General features: G+C 60.4%; 22 protein-coding genes. All 22 read left to right on the top strand.

The window, feature by feature from the left end; genetic code table 11:
• The first annotated feature begins 22 nt into the window (after positions 1-22).
• Positions 23-1,498 carry a type VI secretion system contractile sheath large subunit gene (gene tssC / locus LOY28_RS29200; protein WP_019580436.1) on the top strand — a complete coding sequence of 492 codons (1,476 nt, stop codon included), beginning with the start codon at positions 23-25 and terminating at the stop codon, positions 1,496-1,498.
• 12 nt (positions 1,499-1,510) lie between these two features.
• The gene (gene tssE / locus LOY28_RS29195; RefSeq protein WP_018927433.1) at positions 1,511-1,918 is read left to right on the top strand and encodes a type VI secretion system baseplate subunit TssE; all 408 of its coding nucleotides are present in this window, start codon (positions 1,511-1,513) and stop codon (positions 1,916-1,918) included.
• 10 nt (positions 1,919-1,928) lie between these two features.
• On the top strand, positions 1,929-2,453 hold the full coding sequence (locus tag LOY28_RS29190; protein WP_018927434.1) for a PAAR domain-containing protein: 525 nt from the start codon (positions 1,929-1,931) through the stop codon (positions 2,451-2,453).
• Positions 2,454-2,519: 66 nt separating this feature from the next.
• Complete coding sequence (locus LOY28_RS29185) at positions 2,520-3,287, top strand: DUF6402 family protein (protein ID WP_258612866.1); 768 nt, start codon at positions 2,520-2,522, stop codon at positions 3,285-3,287.
• A complete protein-coding gene (locus LOY28_RS30215; RefSeq protein ID WP_408981028.1) occupies positions 3,284-3,463 on the top strand; it encodes a DUF6402 family protein in 180 nt (59 codons plus the stop codon). The genes LOY28_RS29185 and LOY28_RS30215 overlap by 4 nt, the downstream gene beginning before the upstream one ends.
• Positions 3,460-3,870, top strand: coding sequence for a hypothetical protein (locus LOY28_RS29180; RefSeq protein WP_155944805.1), 411 nt, complete (start codon positions 3,460-3,462; stop codon positions 3,868-3,870). The genes LOY28_RS30215 and LOY28_RS29180 overlap by 4 nt, the downstream gene beginning before the upstream one ends.
• Positions 3,871-3,903: 33 nt before the next feature.
• On the top strand, positions 3,904-4,119 hold the full coding sequence (locus LOY28_RS29175; RefSeq protein ID WP_018927436.1) for a hypothetical protein: 216 nt from the start codon (positions 3,904-3,906) through the stop codon (positions 4,117-4,119).
• On the top strand, positions 4,116-4,538 hold the full coding sequence (locus tag LOY28_RS29170; protein WP_018927437.1) for a hypothetical protein: 423 nt from the start codon (positions 4,116-4,118) through the stop codon (positions 4,536-4,538). Before LOY28_RS29175 ends, LOY28_RS29170 begins: the two co-directional genes overlap by 4 nt.
• Positions 4,535-5,008 carry a hypothetical protein gene (locus LOY28_RS29165; RefSeq protein WP_018927438.1) on the top strand — a complete coding sequence of 158 codons (474 nt, stop codon included), beginning with the start codon at positions 4,535-4,537 and terminating at the stop codon, positions 5,006-5,008. Before LOY28_RS29170 ends, LOY28_RS29165 begins: the two co-directional genes overlap by 4 nt.
• A gap of 24 nt (positions 5,009-5,032) precedes the next feature.
• A complete protein-coding gene (gene tssF / locus LOY28_RS29160) occupies positions 5,033-6,820 on the top strand; it encodes a type VI secretion system baseplate subunit TssF (protein WP_019650073.1) in 1,788 nt (595 codons plus the stop codon).
• Complete coding sequence (gene tssG, locus LOY28_RS29155; RefSeq protein ID WP_018927440.1) at positions 6,784-7,791, top strand: type VI secretion system baseplate subunit TssG; 1,008 nt, start codon at positions 6,784-6,786, stop codon at positions 7,789-7,791. Before tssF ends, tssG begins: the two co-directional genes overlap by 37 nt.
• A 13-nt stretch (positions 7,792-7,804) precedes the next feature.
• Entirely contained in the window at positions 7,805-10,453 is a 2,649-nt protein-coding gene (gene tssH / locus LOY28_RS29150; protein ID WP_258612865.1) for a type VI secretion system ATPase TssH, read from the top strand.
• A 10-nt stretch (positions 10,454-10,463) separates the two neighbouring features.
• Complete coding sequence (locus tag LOY28_RS29145) at positions 10,464-11,981, top strand: sigma-54-dependent Fis family transcriptional regulator (protein ID WP_018927442.1); 1,518 nt, start codon at positions 10,464-10,466, stop codon at positions 11,979-11,981.
• A 306-nt stretch (positions 11,982-12,287) separates the two neighbouring features.
• On the top strand, positions 12,288-12,428 hold the full coding sequence (locus LOY28_RS29140; RefSeq protein WP_007894589.1) for a hypothetical protein: 141 nt from the start codon (positions 12,288-12,290) through the stop codon (positions 12,426-12,428).
• 17 nt (positions 12,429-12,445) lie between these two features.
• Positions 12,446-13,642 carry a type VI secretion system-associated FHA domain protein TagH gene (tagH, locus tag LOY28_RS29135; RefSeq protein ID WP_018927444.1) on the top strand — a complete coding sequence of 399 codons (1,197 nt, stop codon included), beginning with the start codon at positions 12,446-12,448 and terminating at the stop codon, positions 13,640-13,642.
• Between the two features lie 5 nt (positions 13,643-13,647).
• Positions 13,648-14,148, top strand: a complete 501-nt coding sequence (gene tssJ, locus LOY28_RS29130; protein ID WP_018927445.1) for a type VI secretion system lipoprotein TssJ — start codon at positions 13,648-13,650, stop codon at positions 14,146-14,148.
• Between the two features lie 2 nt (positions 14,149-14,150).
• Positions 14,151-15,482: a type VI secretion system baseplate subunit TssK gene (tssK, locus tag LOY28_RS29125; protein WP_018927446.1), complete on the top strand. Its 1,332-nt coding sequence runs from the start codon at positions 14,151-14,153 to the stop codon at positions 15,480-15,482.
• Between the two features lie 5 nt (positions 15,483-15,487).
• A complete protein-coding gene (gene icmH, locus LOY28_RS29120) occupies positions 15,488-16,363 on the top strand; it encodes a type IVB secretion system protein IcmH/DotU (protein ID WP_018927447.1) in 876 nt (291 codons plus the stop codon).
• Positions 16,364-16,376: 13 nt separating this feature from the next.
• A complete protein-coding gene (gene tssM, locus LOY28_RS29115; protein ID WP_168206147.1) occupies positions 16,377-19,916 on the top strand; it encodes a type VI secretion system membrane subunit TssM in 3,540 nt (1,179 codons plus the stop codon).
• Positions 19,916-20,644 carry a PP2C family serine/threonine-protein phosphatase gene (locus tag LOY28_RS29110; protein WP_258612864.1) on the top strand — a complete coding sequence of 243 codons (729 nt, stop codon included), beginning with the start codon at positions 19,916-19,918 and terminating at the stop codon, positions 20,642-20,644. The genes tssM and LOY28_RS29110 overlap by 1 nt, the downstream gene beginning before the upstream one ends.
• Positions 20,641-21,657, top strand: coding sequence for a serine/threonine-protein kinase (locus LOY28_RS29105; RefSeq protein ID WP_258612863.1), 1,017 nt, complete (start codon positions 20,641-20,643; stop codon positions 21,655-21,657). Before LOY28_RS29110 ends, LOY28_RS29105 begins: the two co-directional genes overlap by 4 nt.
• 28 nt (positions 21,658-21,685) lie before the next feature.
• Positions 21,686-23,728, top strand: coding sequence for a type VI secretion system tip protein VgrG (locus LOY28_RS29100; RefSeq protein ID WP_258612862.1), 2,043 nt, complete (start codon positions 21,686-21,688; stop codon positions 23,726-23,728).
• The last annotated feature ends 19 nt before the right edge of the window (positions 23,729-23,747 follow it).

The raw sequence follows: 23,747 nt of genomic DNA, 5'->3' as shown, positions 1-23,747 counted from the left end.
ATCAGCCAAGGAAGCCAACACAATGAGCACTAGCGCAGCACAGCAAAAGAGCAACGAGAACGGCGAATACAGCATTCTCGACAGCATCATCGCCGAAACCCGCCTGACCCCGGATGACGAAGCCTACGACATCGCCAAGCGCGGTGTGTCGGCGTTCATCGAAGAGCTGCTCAAGCCGCAGAACAACGGTGAGCCGGTCAAGAAGGCCATGGTCGACCGCATGATCGCCGAGATCGATGCCAAGCTCAGCCGCCAGATGGACGAAATCCTGCACCACCCGGACTTCCAGTCCCTGGAATCGTCGTGGCGTGGCCTGCAGTTGCTGGTCGACCGCACCAACTTCCGCGAAAACATCAAGATCGAAATCCTCAACGTCTCCAAGGACGACCTGCTGGATGACTTCGAAGATTCGCCGGAAGTGATGCAGTCGGGCCTGTACAAGCACATCTACACCGCTGAATACGGCCAGTTCGGTGGTCAGCCGGTTGGCGCGATCATCGCCAACTACTACATGTCCCCAAGCTCGCCGGACGTGAAACTGATGCAGTACGTGTCCAGCGTAGCCTGCATGTCCCACGCGCCGTTTATTGCTGCCGCCGGCCCGAAATTCTTCGGCCTGGAAAGCTTTACCGGTCTGCCGGACCTGAAAGATCTGAAGGATCACTTCGAAGGCCCGCAGTTCGCCAAATGGCAGAGCTTCCGTCAGTCGGAAGACTCCCGTTACGTTGGCCTGACCGTGCCGCGCTTCCTGCTGCGTAACCCGTACGACCCGGAAGAAAACCCGGTCAAATCGTTCGTGTACAAAGAAACCGTCGCCAACAGCCACGAGCACTACCTGTGGGGCAACACGGCCTACGCGTTCGGCACCAAGCTGACCGACAGCTTCGCCAAATTCCGCTGGTGCCCGAACATCATCGGCCCACAAAGCGGTGGCGCGGTTGAAGACCTGCCGTTGCACCACTTCGAAAGCATGGGCGAAATCGAAACCAAGATTCCTACCGAAGTATTGGTTAGCGACCGTCGTGAATACGAACTGGCCGAGGAAGGTTTCATCTCCCTGACCATGCGCAAAGGCTCCGACAACGCGGCGTTCTTCTCCGCAAGCTCGGTGCAGAAGCCGAAATTCTTCGGCATCAGCGCTGAAGGCAAGGCTGCAGAGCTGAACTACAAGCTCGGCACCCAACTGCCGTACATGATGATCGTCAACCGCCTGGCTCACTACTTGAAAGTGCTGCAGCGCGAGCAACTCGGTTCGTGGAAAGAACGTACCGACCTCGAGCTGGAACTCAACAAGTGGATCCGCCAGTACGTGGCCGACCAGGAAAACCCGAGCGCCGAAGTCCGTGGCCGTCGTCCACTGCGCGCAGCCCAGATCATCGTCAGCGATGTTGAAGGCGAGCCGGGCTGGTACCGCGTCAGCCTGAACGTGCGCCCGCACTTCAAGTACATGGGTGCCGATTTCACCCTGTCGCTGGTTGGCAAGCTGGACAAAGAGTAAACGGAGCGACTCATGACTGGATACGGCAGCCTTTTCGAACGCCTGGGTGGCGACGCGGACAAACGCGTCGGCTGGAGCCGCGAGGTTTCCGCCATGGCGTCGGTGGCTGCCCATCTGGCCAAGATGCTCAGCACCCGTGCGGGCAGCGTGCAAACGCTGTCCGATTACGGGCTACCCGATCTCAATGACATGCGCCTGAGCCTGCACGACTCCCTGAGTCAGGCCCGCCGGGCCATCGAAAGCTTCATCGAAGCCTACGAACCGCGCCTGAGCAACGTGCGTGTCATCTCCCTGCCGCGTGACAACGATCAGCTTCGCCTGTCCTTCAGCATCGAAGGCCTGCTGGAAGTTGATGGTTTCAAGCGCCAAGTCAGTTTCGCCGCGCGCCTGGATGGCAGCGGTCAAGTAAAGGTCAACTAAGGAGACTCCGATGTCCGGCAAACCCGCAGCACGCGTATCCGACCCCACCGCTTGCCCGCTCCCCGGCCACGGCACCAACCCGATCGCCGCCGGTTCCGGCGACGTGTTCTTCGACGGCCTCGCGGCCGCCCGCCAAGGCGATGCCTCGGCGTGTGGTGGTGCGATGGTTGGCGACCTTGCAACGACTGTTTTGATTAACGGTAAACCGGCGGCGACCGTGGGTTCCGTTGGTGCTCATGGCAATAAAGTTACGGCCGGGTCTTCGACGGTGATTATCGGGAACTCGCATTCGCCGGCGCCGTTTGTTCCGCCTTTGCCGGTGGAGATTCAGTGGCCGTTTAACGAGCACTACGTGATCAATTGCCAGGACACCGGGAGGCCGTTGGCTGGTGTCGAGTACACACTTAAGACAGCCTCGGGAAAGATCATTTCCGGTGTCACAGATAGCGACGGCAAAACGCAGAAAATCTTTTCGTCAATAGCGGAAGAGTTTGAGTTGGTGATAGAGCCGCAGACTAAAGTGGTGCTCGCGTAACGCTAGTTGTAGGAAGAAAACCTGTCCGTTGACGGGTGTTATGAATATTCATTGGGCGGAATAAAAATGGCAGCGACAACTATCAAGTCAATCATGACGCCGGCAAGTAATCAGGTCGGACAAACTGTCGCTGTGCGTCAATTTAGAATCACTGATATCCCAGCGGCAATGAAAAAAATTCAATGGCCGGTTGCGGCAGATTTGATGTTGCACTGGTTCGCTGGCAAACCATGGCCTACGACAAAAGATGGCGGCATGGAAGAGGAAGTTAAAAGTCATAAAAAATTTGCCCCTGACGAATACATTAACGAAAGCATAGTAAAAATGAGCTGGGCTCTTAAATTCGCCAGAACAAAAGAGTCGGTCGAGCGTCTGCGCACTAAATGGAATAATCCAGCGGGGATAGCTCTCATCAAGAAAAAAATGATTCCAGTTTACGGTGGTAGAACTCCGGGTGTTTATCCATTTGCTTTCAATGGTGTAGCCAGTGCAGTAGAAAGATTCGGATATGCTAATAGTGAGACGATTGAGTTTAATCAGGACGGTGAAGACGAAGTCAACGAACTACGTGCGGCTTTAGCTAATTTTAATATTCATGTGTTTGCGGAGGGAGAAATAATAGTTACTAAGAAAAACGTCGTTTTCCTTCCGGTTCGGATTGGTTTTTATATTGAAGATTCTTACGACTTCAATGATGGCCTTTCCCTGTACAGTCAAGGGCTTGGCTACTGGAACTTTGACGGCATTGAGGCAGATATCGTTGAGGGTGCCAAAAAAATTCGAGCTACGCTCTTGAAAAAAACAAGATCAGATTTAACTCTCGCGGTGGAATGAGTCCCGAAAAACAGGCTGCCTTTAACGAGTTGGAAAGAAAGCATTATATGCTTGTACAGAATAGCGATTTTCGAGAGTACCGTGAGAAAAATCGGAAAGGCGGGGACTTTCGGGTTTATTCCGACATTCTTTATGAGAGCGTAACCGCTGCACCGATTGAGATCTTGGTTAAATGAACAGTTATAAAAAATCAATTACCGTTATTGCTGTTTTGGTGGCGGTGTTTTCTATGTGTTTTTTTGTGGTTAATCGCGAGTTGACGCGTACACCTTATGTCTCACTTGTCACCCAGTCAGGCGATTACCAAATCGAAGCGGTTCGAGCTAGTTGGCTTTTGAGTGCTTCCGGCATGGTTTATCTCCGTTTTGTTGAAGTAAAGAATTCCAATCATGTTTATCGAACGCCGCTGACTTCAGAGACGTCGTTGGATATGCAGTCTTTTGAAGATGAAGGCACGGTCGGGGTTACATGGATAGACCTGAGCAAAAGTCAGGGAGTGTTTACATTGTCAGTTCCGAATTGGAGAGAGCATTGGGCGAATTTTGTAATCAGTAACACCCCTTACAAAGTTTTGGATAACTGATGTCATATCCTAAATACCAGGACGCGAATAGTTATGAGCATGGTTGAAATGGAGGGCTACCTGGCTGGGGTGGCCGACAGTGATTTGTTCGGCAGCCTGGCATTGCTCTGTCTTGTGCTGCTCCTGACGGCACTCCATCGCGGGATGCGGCAGTCACGCTTGCATCGGACGCTGATGTTTGTCGCCCTGGCTAGCATCGTCGCTATACAAGTCGCGGGTTCTTATTACGGGAGTCTGGATCCGGCATGAACAAAAACATTCGCGCCGTCATGTGCCTGTTGTGCCACGCTCTGGGGTGTATTGCCTACGCGTTTCTTAACGATGCAGTTGTGAGTGCCTACAAGGTTCTGAACGGTGGCTTCACCTCGCACGGTGTCGGTATCGGAATGGCCAGTTACGCGCTTTTTTATATTTTTCTGGCCATGAACCTGGTTGTTGCATTGGTACCGAACCTCATGGTCAAGCTTTTACTGCTGAGCGTGATGGTCGGTTTCATCCTGCTCTGGATGCTGCCTGAGAATCCTCTACGGGCGCTGTTCTATAGCGTCGCCCAGGGTTGTGTCACGTTGCTGGCGATTCTGGCGACGCAAGTCATTGAGTTGCGTTGGGTACAGAGAACGTTCATTCACCGCGTTGGGCAGAGCCCATCTACAGGCGAATGCGAATGACCAGTGCTCCCGACTATTTGTTTCCGACAGCGGGGCGAACGATGCTTAGCAGAGGTCGCCTGAGTTTTCTGTTGGTCGCCCTGTGGTGGCCGCTGCCAGTGTTGCTGGGGATTTTCTTCGTCAGCTTGCTGGGCGGCTATTACACGAAAATCGACTCAACGTATTCCGAGTGGATGTATCTGCTGTGGTGGGGAATTCCTGGCTACTTGGTGTTTGCGTTGTGGACGACCCGCTCCGTGATAGGGCGGGATGAAGCCCAAGTATTGCGGATGGTTTGGCTTGCTCCTTTAAAACTCCTCCCTTTTTATGCCGCGCCGTGGGTCGTCTACGACTTGTGCCATGCGTTCAACGGGCAGTCCGAAAGCCTTTACATGTTACTCGGCTGGGTCACGATTTTGCCTTACCTATTGGTGGTGGGCTACGTGTGTGCCTGTCTGACAGTCGCGCTCTACAGGACAGTTTTTTCATGAGTTCCACTACCAGGCAGCCCACCCATGTCCTTTAACCACTACTACCAAAGCGAACTCACCGCACTTCGCCAGTTAGGTCGTCGTTTCGCCGAGCGTAGCCCGGCGTTGGCGCCTTTCCTTGGTCAGGCCGGGCGGGATCCGGATGTGGAGCGGTTGCTGGAGGGCTTTGCCTTTCTGACTGGCCGTCTGCGCCAAAAGCTCGACGACGAGTTGCCGGAGCTCAGCCACTCGCTGATGCAGTTGCTGTGGCCGAACTACATGCGGCCGCTGCCGGCGTTCAGCATTTTGCAGTTCGATCCGTTGAAGCGTTCCGGGCCGGCGTTGAGGGTTGAGCGTGATACGCCGGTCGAGAGCGTGCCGGTCGATGATGTGCGCTGCCGTTTCCGTACGTGCTACCCGACCGAGGTGCTGCCGCTGGATCTGGCTGCGCTGAATTACTCGGTGAAGGGTGACGGTTCGCTGTTGAGCCTGCGCCTGGAGATGAGCGCGGATGGTCACCTCGGCGAGTTGGAGCTGAGTCGTCTGCGCCTGCACTTTGCCGGTGAGCGTTACATCAGCCAGATGCTTTACCTGAGCCTGTTGCGCAACCTCGAAGGCATTGAGCTGATCCCGCTGGACGGCGCCGGCAAGCCCATCAACGGCGTAAGCGGTCAACCGATGGCGTTCAAGATGCCCGGCGACCGTGTGCAGCCGGTGGGTTTTGCCGAAGAGGAAGCGTTGATCCCGTATCCGCTGAACACCTTCCGCGGCTATCGCTACCTGCAGGAGTATTTCGCTTTCCAGGACAAATTCCTGTTCGTTGATATCAACGGTCTGGACCTGCTCAAGGCATTGCCGGAAGACACCCTCAAGCAAATGCGCGGCCTGGAGTTGCGCTTCGATATTCGCAAGAGCGGCATCATGCGGATGCGTCCGACCCTGGACAACGTGAAGCTCTATTGCACGCCGATCGTCAACCTGTTCGAGCACGATGCACTGCCGATTCGCCTCGACGGCAAACAGGACGAATACCTGCTGTTGCCGGCCGAATACGACCTGGAAAACTGCGGTGTGTTTTCGGTGGAAACCGTGACTGGCTGGAAGCCCGGCGGCCTCGGTTATCAAGAGTACGTGCCATTCGAATCCTTCGAGCACGACCCGAGTTTCGACGTGCCCAACAGCCGTCCGCATTACAGCATCCGCCAGCGTTCGTCGTTGCTTCACGACGGCCTCGACACCTACCTGAGCTTCGGCATCCGCCACACCGAAGCCCACGAAACCCTGTCGATCGAGCTGATGTGCACCAACCAGAACCTGCCGCGCAAGCTCAAGCTCGGCGACATCCGCATGGCCTGCGAAGAGACGCCGGAGTTTTTGAGTTTCCGCAATATCACCCCGGCTACCTCGAGTTTCGCGCCGCCGCTGAACCGCGACTTCCTCTGGAAGCTGATCAGCAACATGTCGCTCAACTATCTGTCGCTGGCCGACGTCAACGCGTTGAAGGTGATTCTCGAAACCTACGACCTGCCGCGCTACTACGACCAACACGCGGAAAAAGTCAGCAAACGCCTGCTGGGCGGGCTCAAGTCGATCAAGCACCAGCATGTCGACAGATTGCACCGAGGGTTGCCGGTTCGCGGGTTGCGCACCGAGCTGACCATCGACCCGGAAGGGTATATCGGCGAGGGCGACCTGTTCGTGTTCGCTTCGGTTCTTAACGAGTTTTTCGCGCTTTACGCCAGTCTCAATTCGTACCACGAGCTGCGGGTAAAAAGCACACAGGGAGAGGTGTACCAATGGACACCACGTATGGGCCTGCAGCCCCTGCTTTAAGCGGGCTGACCCGGGTAATACGCGAGTACTCGCTGTTTCAGGCCGTGCTGCTGGTGATTGACCGGCTGCGCGATGCACACCCGCACCTGAGCGAAGACGACCTGTACGACCAGCTGGAATTCCAGGCCAACCCGAGCCTGGGTTTCCCTGGCAGCGACGTCGATCGCGTGGAGTTTTTCGAAGAACACGGGATGAGGCGCGCGCGTCTGCGTTTCAACCTGATCGGCCTGGTCGGCTCCGGTTCGCCGTTGCCTGCGTTTTATGGCGAACAAGCGCTGGGTGACAGCGAAGACGGCAACCCGACCCGTAACTTTCTCGACCTGTTTCACCATCGCCTGCAACGGCTGATGCTGCCGATCTGGCGAAAGTATCGCTACCGCGCCAGTTTCCAGAGTGGCGCGCTCGACCCGTTTTCGGCGCAGTTGTTTGCCCTGATCGGCCTCGGCGGCGAAGAGATCCGCAAGGCCCAGGAACTGAACTGGAAACGCCTGCTGCCGTACCTCGGCCTGCTCAGCTTGCGGGCGCACTCGGCGGCGTTGATCGAAGCGGTGCTGCGCTACTACTTCAAGCACGCCGAGCTGACCATCGAGCAGTGCATCGAGCGCCGCGTCGAAATCCTCGACGAGCAGCGCAATCGCCTCGGTCGCGGCAACAGCATGCTCGGCGAAGACCTGGTGCTGGGCGAACACGTGCGCGACCGCAGCGGCAAATTCCGCATTCACATCCGCGAGCTCGACTGGCAACGCTTCCACGAATTCCTGCCGATCGGTTTCGGCTACCAGCCGCTGTGCGCGCTGGTGCGGTTCACCCTGCGTGACCCGCTCGATTACGACATTCGCCTGGTGCTGCGCCAGGAAGAAATCCGCGAACTTCGCATCGGTGAGCAGAACGCCTGTCGCCTGGGGTGGACCAGTTGGCTCGGCCGCGAAAAAGCGGACGGCGTGGTGACCCTGGGCAGCAAAATTCATTAAGGACAGATGACACATGATCAACGTAGACCTGCAACAACTTATCCAGGCGCTGGACGCCGAAACCCGTCGTGACCTGGAAAGTTCTGCCGAACGCTGCGTCGCCCGTGGCGGCAGCAAGATCCTCGTCGAAGACTTGCTACTGGGCCTGCTGGAGCGTCCGCAAGGCCTGCTCGCCCGGGCGTTGCAGGATGCCGAAGTGGACGCTGGCGAGCTGAGCGCCGCGCTGCAATCGCGGGTCGAGCACAGCGCCTCGCGCAACCCGGTGTTCGCCCCGGAACTGGTGCAGTGGCTGCAGGATGCCTTGCTGGTGGCCAACCTCGAACTGGGCCAGAGCCAGGTCGAGCAAGCCGCGTTGATCCTCGCGCTGCTGCGCAACCCGATGCGCTATGCCGGCAGCCGTTATCAGTCGTTGCTGGCCAAGCTGAACATCGAGCGTCTGAAAGAATTCGCCCTGTCGCAGAAAGAACAACCGGCCACCGGCAAACCGGCGGTGCCCGGCGAATCACTGCTGGAGCGCTTCACCCACAACCTGACCCAGCAGGCTCGCGACGGCAAACTCGACCCGGTGCTGTGCCGCGATGGCGCGATCCGTCAGATGGTCGACATCCTCGCTCGTCGCCGCAAGAACAACCCGATTGTGGTGGGTGAAGCGGGCGTCGGTAAAACCGCTATCGTCGAAGGACTGGCCTCGCGCATCGCCGCCGGTGAAGTGCCGCAAGTCTTGAAAGGCGTTGAGCTGCTGTCGCTGGACATGGGCCTGTTGCAGGCCGGCGCCAGCGTCAAAGGCGAGTTCGAACGTCGCCTCAAAGGCGTGATCGACGAAGTCAAAGCCTCGCCGAAGCCAATCATCCTGTTCATCGACGAAGCCCATACCCTGATCGGCGCTGGCGGCAACGCTGGCGGTTCCGACGCGGCCAACCTGTTGAAACCGGCCCTGGCCCGTGGCGAGTTGCGCACCATCGCCGCCACCACCTGGGCGGAGTACAAAAAATACTTCGAGAAAGACCCGGCCCTGGCCCGTCGTTTCCAACCGGTGCAACTGCACGAACCGACCGTCAGCGAAGCGGTGACCATTCTGCGTGGCCTGGCTCAGGTCTACGAGAAGAGCCACGGCATCTACCTGCGCGATGACGCGGTGGTTGCCGCGGCTGAGTTGTCCGCCCGTTACCTGGCGGGTCGTCAGCTGCCGGACAAGGCGGTCGACGTGCTCGACACCGCCTGCGCCCGGGTGCGCATCAGCCTCGCCGCCGCCCCGGAAAGCCTGGAACGCCTGCGTGGCGAACTGGCCGAAGGTGGCCGTCAGCGTCAGGCCCTGCGTCGTGACGCCGAAGCCGGTCTGCTGATCGATCACGAAGCGCTGGACGCTCTGGAGGATCGCCTGGCCGACGCCGAAGACGAAAAGGTCGCCCTCGAAACGCTGTGGACCGAGCAGAAAGAACTGGCCGAGCACCTGCTGGAGCTGCGTCAGCAACTGGCCAAGGCTCGCGAAGCCGCTGCTGTCGAACCGAGCATCACGGTTGAAGAAGACGCCGAAGGCACCGTGATCGAAACGTTGCCGGTGGACGAAGCGCAAAGCGTTGAAACCCTGGAAACCGCGCTCAACGAAACTCACAAAGCTCTGACCGAGCTTCAGGTCAAAGAACGCCTGGTGAGCTTCGAAGTCTGCCCGCGTCTGGTGGCCGAAGTGATCAGCGCCTGGACCGGTGTGCCATTGGCGCAACTGGCCCGCGAACACAACGCCAAGGTCGCAAGCTTCGCCACCGACCTGCGCACGCGCATTCGTGGTCAGGAACAAGCGGTTCATGCGCTGGACCGTTCGATGCGCGCCACTGCCGCTGGCCTGAACAAGCCGGATGCCCCGGTCGGCGTGTTCCTGCTGGTCGGCCCGAGCGGTGTCGGCAAGACCGAAACCGCGCTGGCCCTCGCCGATTTGTTGTACGGCGGTGATCGTTTCATCACCACCATCAACATGTCCGAGTTCCAGGAGAAGCACACCGTGTCGCGTCTGATCGGTGCGCCGCCGGGCTACGTCGGTTACGGCGAGGGCGGCATGCTCACCGAAGCCGTGCGGCAGAAACCGTACTCGGTGGTGTTGCTTGATGAAGTCGAAAAAGCCGACCCGGACGTGCTCAACCTGTTCTACCAAATCTTCGACAAAGGCGTGGCCAACGACGGGGAAGGGCGCGAGATCGATTTCCGCAACACGCTGATCCTGATGACCTCGAACCTGGGCAGCGACCGCATCAGCGAGCTCTGCGAAAACGGCGCGCGGCCGACAGCCGAAGTCCTCGAAGAAACCATTCGCCCGGTGCTCAGCAAACACTTCAAGCCGGCATTGCTGGCGCGCATGCGCGTGGTGCCTTACTACCCGGTGGGCGGCCCGGTGCTGCGTGAGCTGATCGAAATCAAACTCGGTCGTCTGGGCGAGCGCCTGAACCGCCGTCAGCTGGATTTCACTTACTCCCAGGACCTTGTCGATCACCTGGCTGAACGCTGCACTCAAAGCGACAGCGGTGCACGCCTGATCGACCACTTGCTCGACCTGCATGTACTGCCGCTGGTGGCCGACCGTTTGCTCGATGCGATGGCCACCGGTGAAAGCCTCAAGCGCGTGCATGCGACGCTCGACGGCAATGCCAGCGTGACGTGCGAGTTCGCCTGAGGTGGGTGTGATGTTCACTCAAGTGCCGCAACCGCTGGTCTATGCCGAAGCCTTGCTGGCGCAGTTCGCCAGCCTGTCGCGGGCGGCGGACAGCGCTGTGCTGCTGGGTGACTTCGTGCGCGGCCTGGCCGAGCTCAGCGGTTGCGAGCTGACGCAGTTGTACCTGCTGGATGCGACCCACACTTGCCTGGGGATGAACGCCGAGTGCCTGAACGGCGTTCTGCAACCCCGGGAAGGGGCCAGCCTGCCGGCGGATTACAACGGTGAACAACTGCTGCAATTCGCCCTGTGCCAGAACCGCGTGGTGTGCCTCAGCGAGCTGAGCGGCAGCCTGCACGAAACCAGCTTCCTGCCGCCCCAGGCTACGCCCTGGCAGTCGCTGCTGTGCGTGCCGCTAGTCAATCAGCAGAAGGCTGTCGAAGGTTTGCTGCTGTGCGCCAGTCGCCGGGTAATCGACCTGCAAGGCTTTGCCGATTCCCTCGGTCAACTGGGCTCGTTCGTGCTCGGCCAACTGCACTTGCTGCAGCGTTTGCGTCAGCCGAACGGTGATACACGCCCGGCGCCGCTCAACGTCCCGAGCGCCAGCGGTTATGGCCTGATCGGCAAGAGCGCGGCGATGCGCCAGACCTATTCGCTGATCAGCAAAGTCCTGCACAGCCCCTACACCGTGCTGCTGCGCGGTGAGACCGGCACCGGCAAGGAAGTGGTCGCGCGGGCGATTCACGATTGCGGCCCGCGCCGGTCCCAGGCGTTCATCGTGCAGAACTGCGCGGCGTTCCCCGAGAACCTGCTGGAAAGCGAGCTGTTCGGCTACCGCAAGGGCGCCTTCACCGGTGCTGATCGCGACCGTGCCGGGCTCTTCGATGCGGCCAATGGCGGCACCTTGCTGCTCGATGAAATCGGCGATATGCCGTTATCGCTGCAAGCCAAATTGCTGCGGGTATTGCAGGAGGGCGAGATCCGCCCGCTGGGTTCCAACGACACCCACAAAATCGACGTGCGCATCATCGCCGCGACGCACCGGGATTTGTCGGTGCTGGTCAGCGAAGGCAAGTTCCGCGAGGACTTGTACTACCGCCTCGCGCAATTCCCGATCGAACTGCCGGCGTTGCGTCAGCGCGAAGGCGACATCCTCGACCTGGCGCGGCACTTCGCCGACAAGGCTTGCGCGTTTCTGCAGCGCGATGCGGTGCGTTGGTCCGACGCGGCGCTGGATCACCTGTCCGGTTATGCCTTTCCCGGCAACGTTCGCGAACTCAAAGGCCTGGTCGAGCGCGCGGTCTTGCTGTGCGAAGGCGGCGAGTTGCTGGCCGAGCATTTCTCCCTGCGCATGGAAGCCATGCCGGAAGACAGCAGCCTGAACCTGCGCGAACGCCTGGAGCAGGTCGAGCGAAGTCTGCTGCTCGACTGCCTGCGCAAAAACGACGGCAACCAGACCCTCGCCGCCCGCGAACTCGGGCTGCCACGGCGCACGCTGCTGTACCGCCTCGGGCGGCTGAATATCAATTTGGGTGATTTCGATGGCTGATCTCGATTTCTACAACCCGACCACTCAGGTTGGAATGCCCCCTGTGGCTGGCGAATTCCCTGTGGCGAGGGAGCTTGCTCCCGCTGGGCTGCGCAGCAGCCCCAAAACCCTGCGCCGCGGTGTGGCAGTCAAACCGCACCCTCTGTTTTACGACTGCTTCGCAGCCGAGCGGGAGCAAGCTCCCTCGCCACAAAGGCGATGCGCAAGGCCTCTGGCTGGAGCGCTCGAATCCACCTCATCTGCTTCTGATAGCGCCACCCGAAAGGGTCGGCGCTTTGTGCTTTGTCTACCCCTGGAGACCCTCTGATGCCTGTTCGTCACTGGCAAGCCGTCCTGCTGACCCTCGTCGTTCTATGCGGCCTCGGCGGCTGTAGCGGCAATTACAAATACAACGACAACACCTATCGCCCATTGGGTGATCCGCAGGCGGTCAATCGCGGCAAGTGACCGCAAGGAGCATCATCATGGAACTGGTTTTCGAAATGCTGAACACCAAGCAGTTCGTGCCCACGGATTTGTGCCAGAAGACCTTCAAACAGGCCGGTGGCGTGATCGGCCGGGGCGAGGACTGCGACTGGATCATCCCCGACCGCAAGCGTCACCTGTCTAACCACCACGCGGTGATCAGCTACCGCGAAGGCACGTTTTTCCTGACCGATACCAGTAGCAACGGGATTCAGGACAGCGAAAGCGGCGCACGCCTGCGCAAGGGCGAGCCGATGCGCATCGAACACGGCAGCGTGTATGTGCTGGGTGACTTCGAGATTCGCGCGCGACTGGTGCGCGACCCGGCGACGTTCGACGTCGAAGTCGGCCGTCCGCAGGCCGCGGGCAGCATCATCCCGGACGATGCGTTCCTCGACCTTGACCCGCTCAATGCCCTCGACCAGCAAGAACGCGTGTACTCGGAGATCGAGGAGCTGATTTCCCCGAGCACGGTGATCGAGGACACCCGTCAGCGCGCCGACTACGCGCGCATCGACATGGAAAGCCTGATGGTGCCGGAGCTGATCGCCGCCCCGGCAGAGCCAGCGCCAGCCCCGCTGCCAAAAGCGGTTGAGCGTCAGAGCGAAGGTTTCTGGGAGCACTTCGGTGCGGCGTTGGGCGTGGACCTCAAAGGCCTCGACCACGATGCCCGCGAAGCCCTGGCCCTGAACGCCGCACGCCTGCTCAAGCAGAGCGTCGGCGGTTTGCAGCAGAGCCTGCGCACCCGCAGCGAGCTGAAAAACGAACTGCGCCTGGCCCAGACCACCGTGCAGGGCAGCCAAAAGAACCCGTTGAAATTCGCCGTCGATGCCGGTGAAGCGCTGGGCATTCTGTTGCAGGGCAACAAGCCGGGCCAATTGCCGGCCGAGCAAGCGATCTCCCGTGCGTTCCGCGATTTGCAGGCGCATCAGGTGGCCTTGCTGACCGCCAGCCGCGCCGCTGTTCGCGGCACCCTGGAGCACTTCTCGCCGCAACAGCTGACCCTGCGTTTCGAGCGAGACAACAAGCCGTTGCTCGCCACCTCCGGCAGTCGCTGGAGAGCTTATGGGCGTTATCACCAGGCCCTGCGTCAGGACGATGACTGGAGCGAACGTCTGTTGGCCCGCGACTTCGCCCAGGCCTACGAAGAACAGATCCGCCTGATTTCCACCCTTCACACCGACCACCAAGGATGATGCGCATGTCTCGCTGTTCCACCGCTTTTTTCAAGATGCTGACTGCGTTCGCTGCTTTGGTGCTGCTGGCCGGTTGCTCGTCGCTGTCGCCGTATTCCACCGTGACCAAACTCAACCTGAAGCTGACCGCCAGCGATCAATTGAACCCGGACCTCAACGGTCGTCCATCGCCGATTGTCGTGCGCCTGTTCGAGCTCAAGCACCCGGTGGCCTTCGAGAACGCTGATTTCTTCAGCCTCTACGAACGCGCCAAGGAATCCCTGGCCCCGGACCTGGTGGCCAGCGAAGAACTGGAACTGCGCCCAGGCGAAACCGTCGAGCTCAAGCTCAGCGTGGAAGAGGGCAGCCGTTACGTTGGCGTGCTCGCCGCCTACCGCGACCTGCCGGAAACCAAGTGGCGCTACACCGTGCAAATCACTCCGGTGCAAGTCACCGCGGCTGATCTGACCCTCGATCAGGCCGGCATCCGCAACACCCATGAAACGCTCGCCAAGGCGGATGACTGAACATGAATGCCCATAAAGTCATTTGGCAGGAAGGCATGCTGCTGCGTCCGCAGCACTTCCAGCACAACGATCGTTACTACGACCACCAGATGAAGACCCGCACCCAGTTGCTGGGCAGCTACACCTGGGGCTTCCTCAACCTGGAAATCGACTTGCAGTTCCTCAACATGGGCAAACTGGTGATCAGCCAGGCCTCGGGGATTCTGCCCGACGGCAGCCTGTTCGAACTGGGCGGCAACACCGAGCCGTTGGCCCTGGACGTGCCGCCGAACACCGGCAATACGCCGATCTACCTGGCACTGCCGTTGGTGACGGGTAACCACATCGAGGCCCGCCGCCCGGAGCAGTCCGACGTGCTGGCGCGCTACACCGCGTATGAAGCGGAAGTGGCCGACTCCAACGCCGGTGACGACTCCGCCAGCCAGGTCAGTTGCGCCCGTCCGGACTTCAAGCTATTGCTCGGCGAGCAGCAGAGCGATCAGGCCTACGTGAAACTGAAGATCTGCGAAGTGCTCGACACCACGCCTGACGGCGTGATCAGCCTCGACCCGGATTTCGTGCCGACCTACATTCAGGCGCACTCGTCCAGCTACCTGCTGTCATGCCTTAAAGAAGTGATCAGCATGCTCGGCCACCGGGGCGACACCATTGCCGACCGGATCCGCTCCAACGGCAAGGTCGGCGGCGCGGAAGTCGGCGACTTCATGATGCTGCAACTGATCAACCGCACTGAACTGTTGCTGCGCCATTACCTCGGCCTGGAACAGGTTCACCCGGAAGAGTTGTACCGCACGCTGCTGACCATGCTCGGCGATCTGGCGACGTTTTCCAGCGACAGCAAACGCCCGCGTCTGGACAGCCGTTACCAGCACAGCGACCAGGGCGCGAGCTTCCGCAAACTGATGGAAGCGATTCGTCAGGTGCTGTCGATGGTGCTCGAACAGCACGCCATCGAACTGGTGCTGCAAGCGCGTCAGTACGGGATCATCGTGTCGCCGTTGCACGACCACAAACTGCTGGGCTCGGCTTCGTTCGTGCTCGCGGCCAGTGCCAACTGCGACTCCGAAGAACTGCGCCATCGCCTGCCGGCGCACCTCAAGGTCGGCCCGGTGGAGCGCATCCGCCAACTGGTCAACCTGCACCTGCCGGGCATCAAGGTCAAACCGTTGCCGGTGGCCCCACGGCAGATCGCGTTCCACTCCAACAAAACCTATTTCATCCTCGAACTCAGTTCCGAAGACCTGGCGCAACTCGAACGCTCCGGCGGCTTCGCGTTCCACGTGTCCGGCGAATTCGCCGAGCTTGAACTGAAATTCTGGGCCATCAGGAACTGACCGACATGATCAAGGACATGGAACACACCCAGGACGACAAAACCGTCCTGCTCGACCGCCAGGGCCACGGCCCGGCCTCGAGTCCGCTGACTGACTTCGCGGCACCGCCGCGTTTTGAACAGTTGGAAGAACGGATGATCTACGCCGCGCGCCTGCGCCCGGCCGAAGCGTTCAACATCAGCCTCAATTCGCTGGTGGCGGCGGCGTCCGAGCTGCTGTCGGAAGTGGTGCGGCTCAAACACAGCGACACCCGCGAAGACCTGTACGCGCTCAACGAGCGGCTGACCGCCGGGTTGAAACTGTTTGAAGTGCGGGCGCTGCACAACGGTGCTGAAAGCAGCCAGGTGATGGCCGCCCGTTATGTGCTCTGCACCGTGGTCGACGAAGCTGTCGTGACCACGCCGTGGGGCAACGAAAGCGAGTGGTCGCAGATGAGCCTGCTCAGCAGCTTCCACAACGAAACCTTCGGTGGCGAGAAGTTCTTCCAGCTGCTGGATCGTCTGTCGAAAAACCCGGTCAAGCACCTGCCGATGCTGGAGCTGATGTACCTGTGCCTGTCCCTCGGCTTCGAAGGCAAGTACCGCGTGCAAGCCCGCGGCATGCTCGAACTCGAAGGCATCCGCGACGCTTTGTATCGGCAGATTCGCCAACTGCGCGGCGACGTGCCTCGCGAGTTGTCGCCGCATTGGGAAGGCTTGAACGATCAGCGTCGCAGCCTGGTGCGCATCGTGCCAGCGTGGATGGTGGTGCTGTTCACCGTGGTGTGCCTGGTGGTGATGTATTCGGGCTTTGCCTGGGTGCTGGGCGAACAACGCGAAACCGTTCTGCAACCTTATCAGCAGCTTGATCCGGCCACGGCTCAGCCGCAGTCGAAGCCGTAAACAGGGACGTGTGATGAAAAAGTTTTTCAAGAAAGTCGGCGCATTCCTGCGCCAGACCTGGGTCTGGACCCTGTTGCTGGTGCTGTTCGTTGCGCTGCTGGTGTGGTTCGTCGGGCCGCTGCTGGCGGTCAATGACTACAAGTTCTGGGAAGGTTCGACCTCCCGTTTGCTGACCATCAGTGTGCTGTTCCTGATCTGGGGCCTGACCATGGTCTTCGTCAGCTGGCGCGCCGGTGTGCGCAAAAAGGCTGTGGAAGCCACCGAAGACGGCCAGGACCGCATTCGCCGTGAAGAGCTGATCGACGAAGAAGAGAAAGAGTTGAAGGTGCGTTTCAAGGACGCCCTGAAAACCCTGAAGACGTCGAGCCTGTATCGCGGCCGCAGTGAACGCTGGCGCAGTGATTTGCCGTGGTACTTGCTGATCGGCCCGCAGGGCAGCGGCAAGACCAGCCTGCTGGACTTCTCGGGCCTTGAGTTTCCGATCAACAAGATCGACCGCAAACTCACCCGCGACACCCTCGGCACGCGGCATTGCGACTGGTACTTCGCCGACCATGGCGTGCTGATCGACACCGCCGGGCGTTACCTGACCCAGCCGGATGCCGAAGTCGATGGCAGTGCCTGGAGCACCTTGCTCGACCTGCTGCGCAAGCGTCGCCGCAACCGCCCGTTGAACGGCGTGCTGGTGACCATTCCGGTGGAAACCCTGCTGGGCGGCAGCGAGCAGGACCTCGAAACCCTGGCCCGCCAGGTGCGTGCGCGCCTGCAAGACGTGCATCAGAAACTGCACGTCGATGTGCCGATTTATCTGGTGTTGAGCAAGGCCGATCGCCTGCTCGGTTTCGACGAGTTCTTCGATCAACTGACCCGCGAAGAAAGCGATCAGGTCCTCGGCACCAGCTTCCGCAAAGAGCAGAGCGGCACCGATGTGGCCGTGCTGCGCGCCGAGTTCGAAGAGCTGCTGCGTCGCCTCAACAGCCAGGTGATCATGCGCATGCACCAGGAGCGCGACACCCAGCGCCGTGGCCGCATCCTCGACTTCCCGCATCAACTGGGGCAGATCGGCGAGCGCCTGTGCCTGTTCGTCGACCTGGCGTTCACCGGCAACCGCTACCAGCGTGTCAGCCAGTTGCGCGGTTTCTACCTGACCAGCGCACCGCACCTGACTCAACAGATGGACCAGACCACCGCCAGTATCGGCGCCAACCTGGGCATGAGCGCCGGCATGCTGCCAACCCTGCGCAGCGGCCGTTCGCGGTTCATTCACCATTTGCTCAGCCGGGTGATCTTCCCCGAGGCCGACCTGGCCGGTCTGGACAAGCGCGAGCGCAGCCGCATCCACTGGGGTCAACGTGCCCTGTATGTGGGCGCACTGGCGGCATTGGCGCTGTTCGGCATGCTCTGGGCGGGCGGCTTCTCGGCCAACTATGAGCGTCTGGAAAACCTGCGTTCCCTGGCACAAACCTGGAACCAACAACGCTCGGCCCTGACTGCGCGCGATGATTCCATGGCGGTGCTCAAGACCCTCGACACCAGCTACGCGGCGACACAAGTGTTCCCGAACAAAGGTGACGTGTCGTACCACGAACGTGGTGGCCTGTACCAGGGCGAAGACGCCAATCCGGTGGTCAAGAGCGCCTACGAGCGTGAGCTCGAAGCGCAACTGCTGCCACGGGTTGCGACGCTGCTGGAAGGGCAGATCCGCGCCAACATGAAGGACCGCGAACGCCTGCTCAACAGCCTGCGCGCATACCTGATGCTGAACATGAAAGATCGCCGCGATGCGGCATGGCTCAAGGATTGGGTCGCTACCGAATGGTCCCAGCGTTACGCCGGCAACACTGCGGTGCAGAACGGTTTGAACACCCACTTCGAGCGTTTGCTCAAGCAGCCGTTTATCTACCCGCTCAACGAACAACTGGTGGCGCAGGCGCGTCAGGTGCTGCGCAGCGAGTCGCTGGCCAACGTGGTTTACCGGATGCTGCGCGAGCAGGCTCGCAACCTGCCGGAATACCGCCTGAGCCAACACATCGGCCCGCAGGGTTCGTTGTTTGTCGGCACCGATTACGTGATTCCGGGGTTCTACACCCAACAGGGTTATCAGCAGTATTTCTCGGTCCAGGGTTCGGCGCTGGTCACCGATATCCTGCGTGATAACTGGGTGCTGGGCGAAGGCTCGGGCATCAGCGGCATGGACTTGCGTCGCCTGATGGTCGAGCTGGAGCAGCTGTACTTCCGCGACTACGCCAACTTCTGGAGCGAAGCGGTCGGCCAGGTGGCTCTGCCCGCGATCAGCGATTTCAGTGAGGGTGCCGAGCAACTGGCGGGCCTGACGTCGGCCAATTCCCCGGTGCTGCAACTGCTGGTGGAAGTGCGCGAGAACACCCGTTTCCCGGCGGAAGCCGAACCGGTTGATGAAGCCGCCGATGCCGCCGCGAAACTGGGCGAGCAGAAGGGCAAGCTCGGCAAGTTGGGCAAACTGGCGTCGGCCGCAGCGGACGCGGCGTCTGACATGGCCGCGACCAAAAACCTGCCGGACACCGCGAAGAAATCCCTGCAACGTCGCTTCGAACCGCTGCACCGCTTGCTGGATGACAACAACGGCCCGGCCGCTGATTTGACTCCGGCCCTGCAAGCACTCAACGACCTGCAAATGCAAATGGCAAGCCTGGCCCGCGCCAGTTCACCGGAGCAGGCCGCGTTCGAAATGGCCAAGACCCGCATGAGCGGCCAGCGTGATGCGCTGAGCACCCTGCGCAATGCGTCGAACCGTCTGCCGCGCCCTGTCAGCGTGTGGTTCAACGTGCTGGCCGAGGACACCTGGCGTCTGGTGCTCAACGATTCTTACCAGTACCTGAACCAGCGTTATCAGAGCGAGCTGTACAGCTTCTACGGCAAGGCGATCAACAAGCGTTACCCGTTCAGCGCCCACAGCACCAGCGACGTCGCGATCAGCGATTTCCGCGAGTTCTTCAAGGCCCAGGGCATCGCCGATCGGTTCTTTGATACCTACATGCGTCCATTCGTCAGTGGCGACCCAGGCAACTACCGCCTGCGCAGCATTGACGGTCACAGCATGCCGATTTCCAAGGTCTACCTCGACCAGATGGCCGCGGCACAAGTGATCCGCCAGAGCTTCTTCGCCATCAACCCGGCCGAGCCGCAAGTGCAGTTCAAACTGGAGCCGTACACCCTCGACCCGGCGGTCAGCCGTTCCGAGTTCAAGTTTGGCGACAAGACCATCGAATACCGCCACGGCCCGATCGTGCCGGTGTCGTTCAAATGGCCGACCGATGCCGAAGACGGTCGCACCAGCCTGGTTCTCGACAAAATGGCTGGCCGCCCGATCGGCATCGAGAAGAACACCGGCCCATGGTCGTTGTTCCGTCTGTTCGACCTGATGCAGACCGAGTACCTGACCGGTCGCGACGTGCTGGTGCTCAAGGCTGATGTGGGTGGCCTGCGCGCCAACTACTTGCTGTCGAGCCAGCGCACGCCGAACCCGTTCGATATGGGCGTGCTGCGCACCTTCCGTATGCCGGTGCAGCTCTGATGCTGGTTGCCAGCCCCTGGCGCAGCGCTGCGCGTACCGATCCGGGCAAGGTTCGGGCGCGCAACGAAGATGCCTTTCTCGACTGTCCACAGCAGGGGCTGTGGGTGGTCGCGGACGGCATGGGCGGTCATCAGGGTGGCGACATCGCCAGCCAGTTGATCGTCGCCAGCCTGGCGGAATTGCCGGTGCAGGATGACTTCGACGAACGACTCAAAGGTATTCGCCAGTGTCTGCACTGGCTCAACCGCCGCTTGGGTCAGGAGTTGACCGTCACCGCCGGCCGTCACGACAGCATCATGGGCAGCACCGTGGTGGCGCTGCTGGTGGAAGGCAATCGCGCGGCCTGCATCTGGGCCGGCGACAGCCGCTGCTACCTGTGGCGCGGCCAGCGTTTGTATCAACTGTCCAAGGACCATTCGCTGCAACAACAACTGATCGACGAACAGAACATGAGCGTCGAAGACGCTCGCGCGCATCCTGCCGCTCATGCGCTGACCCGTGCGGTCGGCGCTGCCGAGCAACTGACGCTGGATGTGTTGGAACTCGAGGTCTATCCCGGCGATGCGTTTCTGTTGTGCAGCGACGGTTTGTATCACGGGCTGACTAGCGATGCCCTGGGCAACGCCCTGAGCCTGACCGCGCCGCACGTTGCGCTGGAGCGTCTGTTCGACGGCGCTCTGCGTGGCTCGGCCCGGGATAACCTAACTGCCGTGGTGATCCGCCAATGACTGAATTCATGCCACCGATCGACGACCTGCTGGTGACCGAGGAAGAAGCCAATAACCTGACTTACTTCGCGTTCGCCAAGCCTCTAAACGGAAAGCCGCATCAGGCCGAGCTTGCGCTGGCGCCGACCCGGGCCAGCATTGGTGAACTGCCCGACGTGCTCGCGGGACGTTACCGCATCGAGCGTCTGCTGGGGGCTGGTGGCATGGGCGCGGTTTACCGTGCACGGGATCTGCTGCGCGAACAGTTCGGCGATCCCGACCCTTACATTGCGCTGAAAATCCTCAGCGAAGAATTTGCCGAATCGCCGGACGCCAGTGCCTTGCTCTACAGCGAGTTCACCCTGACCCGACGACTGCGCCACAACAACGTGCTGCGTTTGCACACCTTCGAAGTGGACACCGACTGCCAGCGGGCCTTCATCACCATGGAACTCATGCGTGGGCTGACCCTGGACAAATTACTCTGCGAGCGGCCCCTGGGCCTGCCGTGGAAAGAGCTGCGTGACATCGCGCTGCCGCTGCTTGATGCGCTGGCCTACACCCACGCCCGCGGCGTGCTGCACGGCGACATGAAACCGAGCAACGTGATGCTCAGCGAAGAGGGTGTGCGCCTGTTCGACTTCGGTCTTGGCCAGGCCGAAGAGGGCATCTTGCCCGGCCTGCCGCACCTGAGCCGCGACCGCTTCAACGCCTGGACCCCCGGCTACGCCGCCCCCGAACTGCTCGAAGGCCAGCCACTCTCGGCCAGCGCGGACGTGTACGGCGTGGCCTGCGTGCTCTATGAATTGGCGGGCGGCAAACACCCGTTCCGCCGCTTGCCGTCGACCGAGGCCCGCGACGGTCACCTCGACCGTGAGCTGCACGCACCCCGAAATCTACCCAAACACTGCTGGCCAGCCCTGCGAACGGCGCTGGCTTTCGATGCGGCCAAGCGCACCATCACCGCCGCCCAATTGCGTGACGCCCTGGGCGCCACTTCGTCTTTGCTGCAACGCCTTCGACTGCGGGCATAACGGATGACTACCGAACAGGGAGCAAGCAATGTTCAACTCAGCTAACGAAACGCACTTCAGCCTCACAGTCGAAGACTACGTCGGCGACCTGCAAGTGCTGTCGTTCACCGGCACCGAAGGCATCAGCCAGCCGTATCGCTTCGACCTGGAACTGGTCAGCGAAAACCCGGACCTGGACCTGGAAAAACTCCTGCACAAGCAAGCCTTTCTGGCGTTTGATCCGAAGGGTTCTGGCATCCACGGCCAGATCTACCGCGTCGCCCAAGGCGATGCCGGCAAGCGCCTGACCCGCTACAAAATCTCCCTGGTGCCGCACCTGCAATACCTGCATCACCGTACCAACCAGCGCATCTACCAGCAGATGTCGGCGCCGAAAATCATCGCCCTGATCCTCGAAGAACACGGCATCAAGGGCAACGCCTACCGCTTCCAGCTGAGCACCCCGTGCCCGGACCGCGACTACTGCGTGCAATACGACGAAACCGACCTGCACTTCGTCCAGCGCCTGTGCGAAGAAGAAGGCATTCACTACCACTTCCAGCACAGCGAAAAAGCCCACCTGCTGGTGTTCGGCGACGACCAGACCGTGTTCCCGAAACTCGGCCAGCCCACCGCCTACGTGCAAGGCAGCGGCATGGTCGCCGATGAGCCGGTGATCAAAGGTTTCAAGCTGCGCCTGGAAACCCGCACCGGCCGCGTCACCCGCCGCGACTACGACTTCGAAAAGCCCAACCTGCGACTTGAAGCGGCGTACAAGCCCGACGGCGAAAGCACCGAACCGGACCTCGAAGACTACGACTACCCCGGCCGCTTCCTCGACCGTGCCCGCGGCAAATTCCTCAGCCAACGTGCCCTCGAACGCCACCGCGCCGACTACCAGCAAGCCGAAGGCCATGGCGACCAGACCACCCTCGTCAGCGGCCACTTCCTGGAAATGTCCGACCACCCACGCACCGAGTGGAACGACCTCTGGCTGCTCACCGAAATCGTCCACGAAGGCAAACAGCCGCAAGTGCTCGAAGAGGCGGTGACCAGCGACACCACCGACAACAAAGATGACTTCCACCAGGGCTACCGCAACCGCTTCCTCGCCACCCCGTGGAACGTGTTCTACCGCCCGGCCCTGGAACACCCAAAACCCCGCGTCCTCGGCAGCCAGACCGCCATGGTCACCGGCCCCAAAGGAGAAGAAATCCACTGCGACCCATACGGCCGCATCAAAGTGCAATTCCACTGGGACCGCGAAGGCCTGGCCGACGACAAAACCAGCTGCTGGCTGCGCGTCTCTTCGAGCTGGGCCGGCGACCGCTACGGCGCCATCGCCATCCCGCGCATCGGCATGGAAGTACTCGTCACCTTCCTCGAAGGCGACCCCGACCAACCCCTGGTAACCGGTTGCCTGTACCACAAGGAAAACCAGGTTCCCTACGACCTGCCAGCGAACAAAACCCGCACCGTCTTCAAAACCCTCAGCTCACCGGGGGGCGGCGGGTACAACGAACTGCGGATTGAAGACAAGAAAGGGGCGGAGCAGATCTTTATTCATGCCCAGCGGGATTGGGATGAAAACATTGAGCACGACCAGAAGATTCGGGTGGGGAATGAACGCCACGATACGGTGGTGAAGAACACCTACACCGAGCTGAAAGCCGAAGAGCACCGCACCACGATTGCCGACCGCAAGACTGAAGCGCGGATGGATGACCACCTGACGATTGGGCAGAACCAGCATATCAAGCTTGGGACTGCGCAGCTGACCAGTGCCGGGAAGGAGATTCACCTGAAGGCTGGGGACAAAATCGTCATCGAAGCAGGGATGGAACTGACGGTAAAAGCGGGCGGAAGCTTCATCAAGCTCGATGCCGGTGGGGTTACCGTGGTTGGGCCGGTGGTGAAGATTAATGCGGGTGGATCGGCGGGGAGTGGGACCGGGATTGGGATTAAGCCACCGGTGCTGCCGGGGGCTGCGGATAAGGATAAGGCGGGGAGTTTGATGGATCAGGCGTTGGGGAATGCGCCTGAGGAACAGGTCAAACGCAAACCGAAACGAATGCTCAATTTTTCCGGGTAAGACATTGACGGCAATCCAA

This window comes from Pseudomonas sp. B21-017 (assembly GCF_024749245.1).
Lineage (GTDB): Bacteria > Pseudomonadota > Gammaproteobacteria > Pseudomonadales > Pseudomonadaceae > Aquipseudomonas.
The sequence above is the reverse complement of the archived record's forward strand: the minus strand, read 5'-3'. Positions and strand labels throughout refer to the sequence as shown.

What these genes read in the sequence shown, in the direction of transcription:
- LOY28_RS29190 (WP_018927434.1), top strand. Translation starts at nt 1,929, where the DNA reads ATGTCCGGCAAACCCGCAGCACGCGTATCCGACCCCACCGCTTGCCCG.
- LOY28_RS29170 (WP_018927437.1), top strand. Translation starts at nt 4,116, where the DNA reads ATGAACAAAAACATTCGCGCCGTCATGTGCCTGTTGTGCCACGCTCTG.
- tssC (WP_019580436.1), top strand. Translation starts at nt 23, where the DNA reads ATGAGCACTAGCGCAGCACAGCAAAAGAGCAACGAGAACGGCGAATAC.
- icmH (WP_018927447.1), top strand. Translation starts at nt 15,488, where the DNA reads ATGATCAAGGACATGGAACACACCCAGGACGACAAAACCGTCCTGCTC.
- LOY28_RS29105 (WP_258612863.1), top strand. Translation starts at nt 20,641, where the DNA reads ATGACTGAATTCATGCCACCGATCGACGACCTGCTGGTGACCGAGGAA.
- tssK (WP_018927446.1), top strand. Translation starts at nt 14,151, where the DNA reads ATGAATGCCCATAAAGTCATTTGGCAGGAAGGCATGCTGCTGCGTCCG.
- LOY28_RS29180 (WP_155944805.1), top strand. Translation starts at nt 3,460, where the DNA reads ATGAACAGTTATAAAAAATCAATTACCGTTATTGCTGTTTTGGTGGCG.
- tssG (WP_018927440.1), top strand. Translation starts at nt 6,784, where the DNA reads ATGGACACCACGTATGGGCCTGCAGCCCCTGCTTTAAGCGGGCTGACC.
- tssF (WP_019650073.1), top strand. Translation starts at nt 5,033, where the DNA reads ATGTCCTTTAACCACTACTACCAAAGCGAACTCACCGCACTTCGCCAG.
- LOY28_RS29110 (WP_258612864.1), top strand. Translation starts at nt 19,916, where the DNA reads ATGCTGGTTGCCAGCCCCTGGCGCAGCGCTGCGCGTACCGATCCGGGC.
- tagH (WP_018927444.1), top strand. Translation starts at nt 12,446, where the DNA reads ATGGAACTGGTTTTCGAAATGCTGAACACCAAGCAGTTCGTGCCCACG.
- LOY28_RS29165 (WP_018927438.1), top strand. Translation starts at nt 4,535, where the DNA reads ATGACCAGTGCTCCCGACTATTTGTTTCCGACAGCGGGGCGAACGATG.
- tssM (WP_168206147.1), top strand. Translation starts at nt 16,377, where the DNA reads ATGAAAAAGTTTTTCAAGAAAGTCGGCGCATTCCTGCGCCAGACCTGG.
- LOY28_RS29145 (WP_018927442.1), top strand. Translation starts at nt 10,464, where the DNA reads ATGTTCACTCAAGTGCCGCAACCGCTGGTCTATGCCGAAGCCTTGCTG.
- LOY28_RS29140 (WP_007894589.1), top strand. Translation starts at nt 12,288, where the DNA reads ATGCCTGTTCGTCACTGGCAAGCCGTCCTGCTGACCCTCGTCGTTCTA.
- tssE (WP_018927433.1), top strand. Translation starts at nt 1,511, where the DNA reads ATGACTGGATACGGCAGCCTTTTCGAACGCCTGGGTGGCGACGCGGAC.
- LOY28_RS30215 (WP_408981028.1), top strand. Translation starts at nt 3,284, where the DNA reads ATGAGTCCCGAAAAACAGGCTGCCTTTAACGAGTTGGAAAGAAAGCAT.
- tssJ (WP_018927445.1), top strand. Translation starts at nt 13,648, where the DNA reads ATGTCTCGCTGTTCCACCGCTTTTTTCAAGATGCTGACTGCGTTCGCT.
- LOY28_RS29175 (WP_018927436.1), top strand. Translation starts at nt 3,904, where the DNA reads ATGAGCATGGTTGAAATGGAGGGCTACCTGGCTGGGGTGGCCGACAGT.
- LOY28_RS29100 (WP_258612862.1), top strand. Translation starts at nt 21,686, where the DNA reads ATGTTCAACTCAGCTAACGAAACGCACTTCAGCCTCACAGTCGAAGAC.
- tssH (WP_258612865.1), top strand. Translation starts at nt 7,805, where the DNA reads ATGATCAACGTAGACCTGCAACAACTTATCCAGGCGCTGGACGCCGAA.
- LOY28_RS29185 (WP_258612866.1), top strand. Translation starts at nt 2,520, where the DNA reads ATGGCAGCGACAACTATCAAGTCAATCATGACGCCGGCAAGTAATCAG.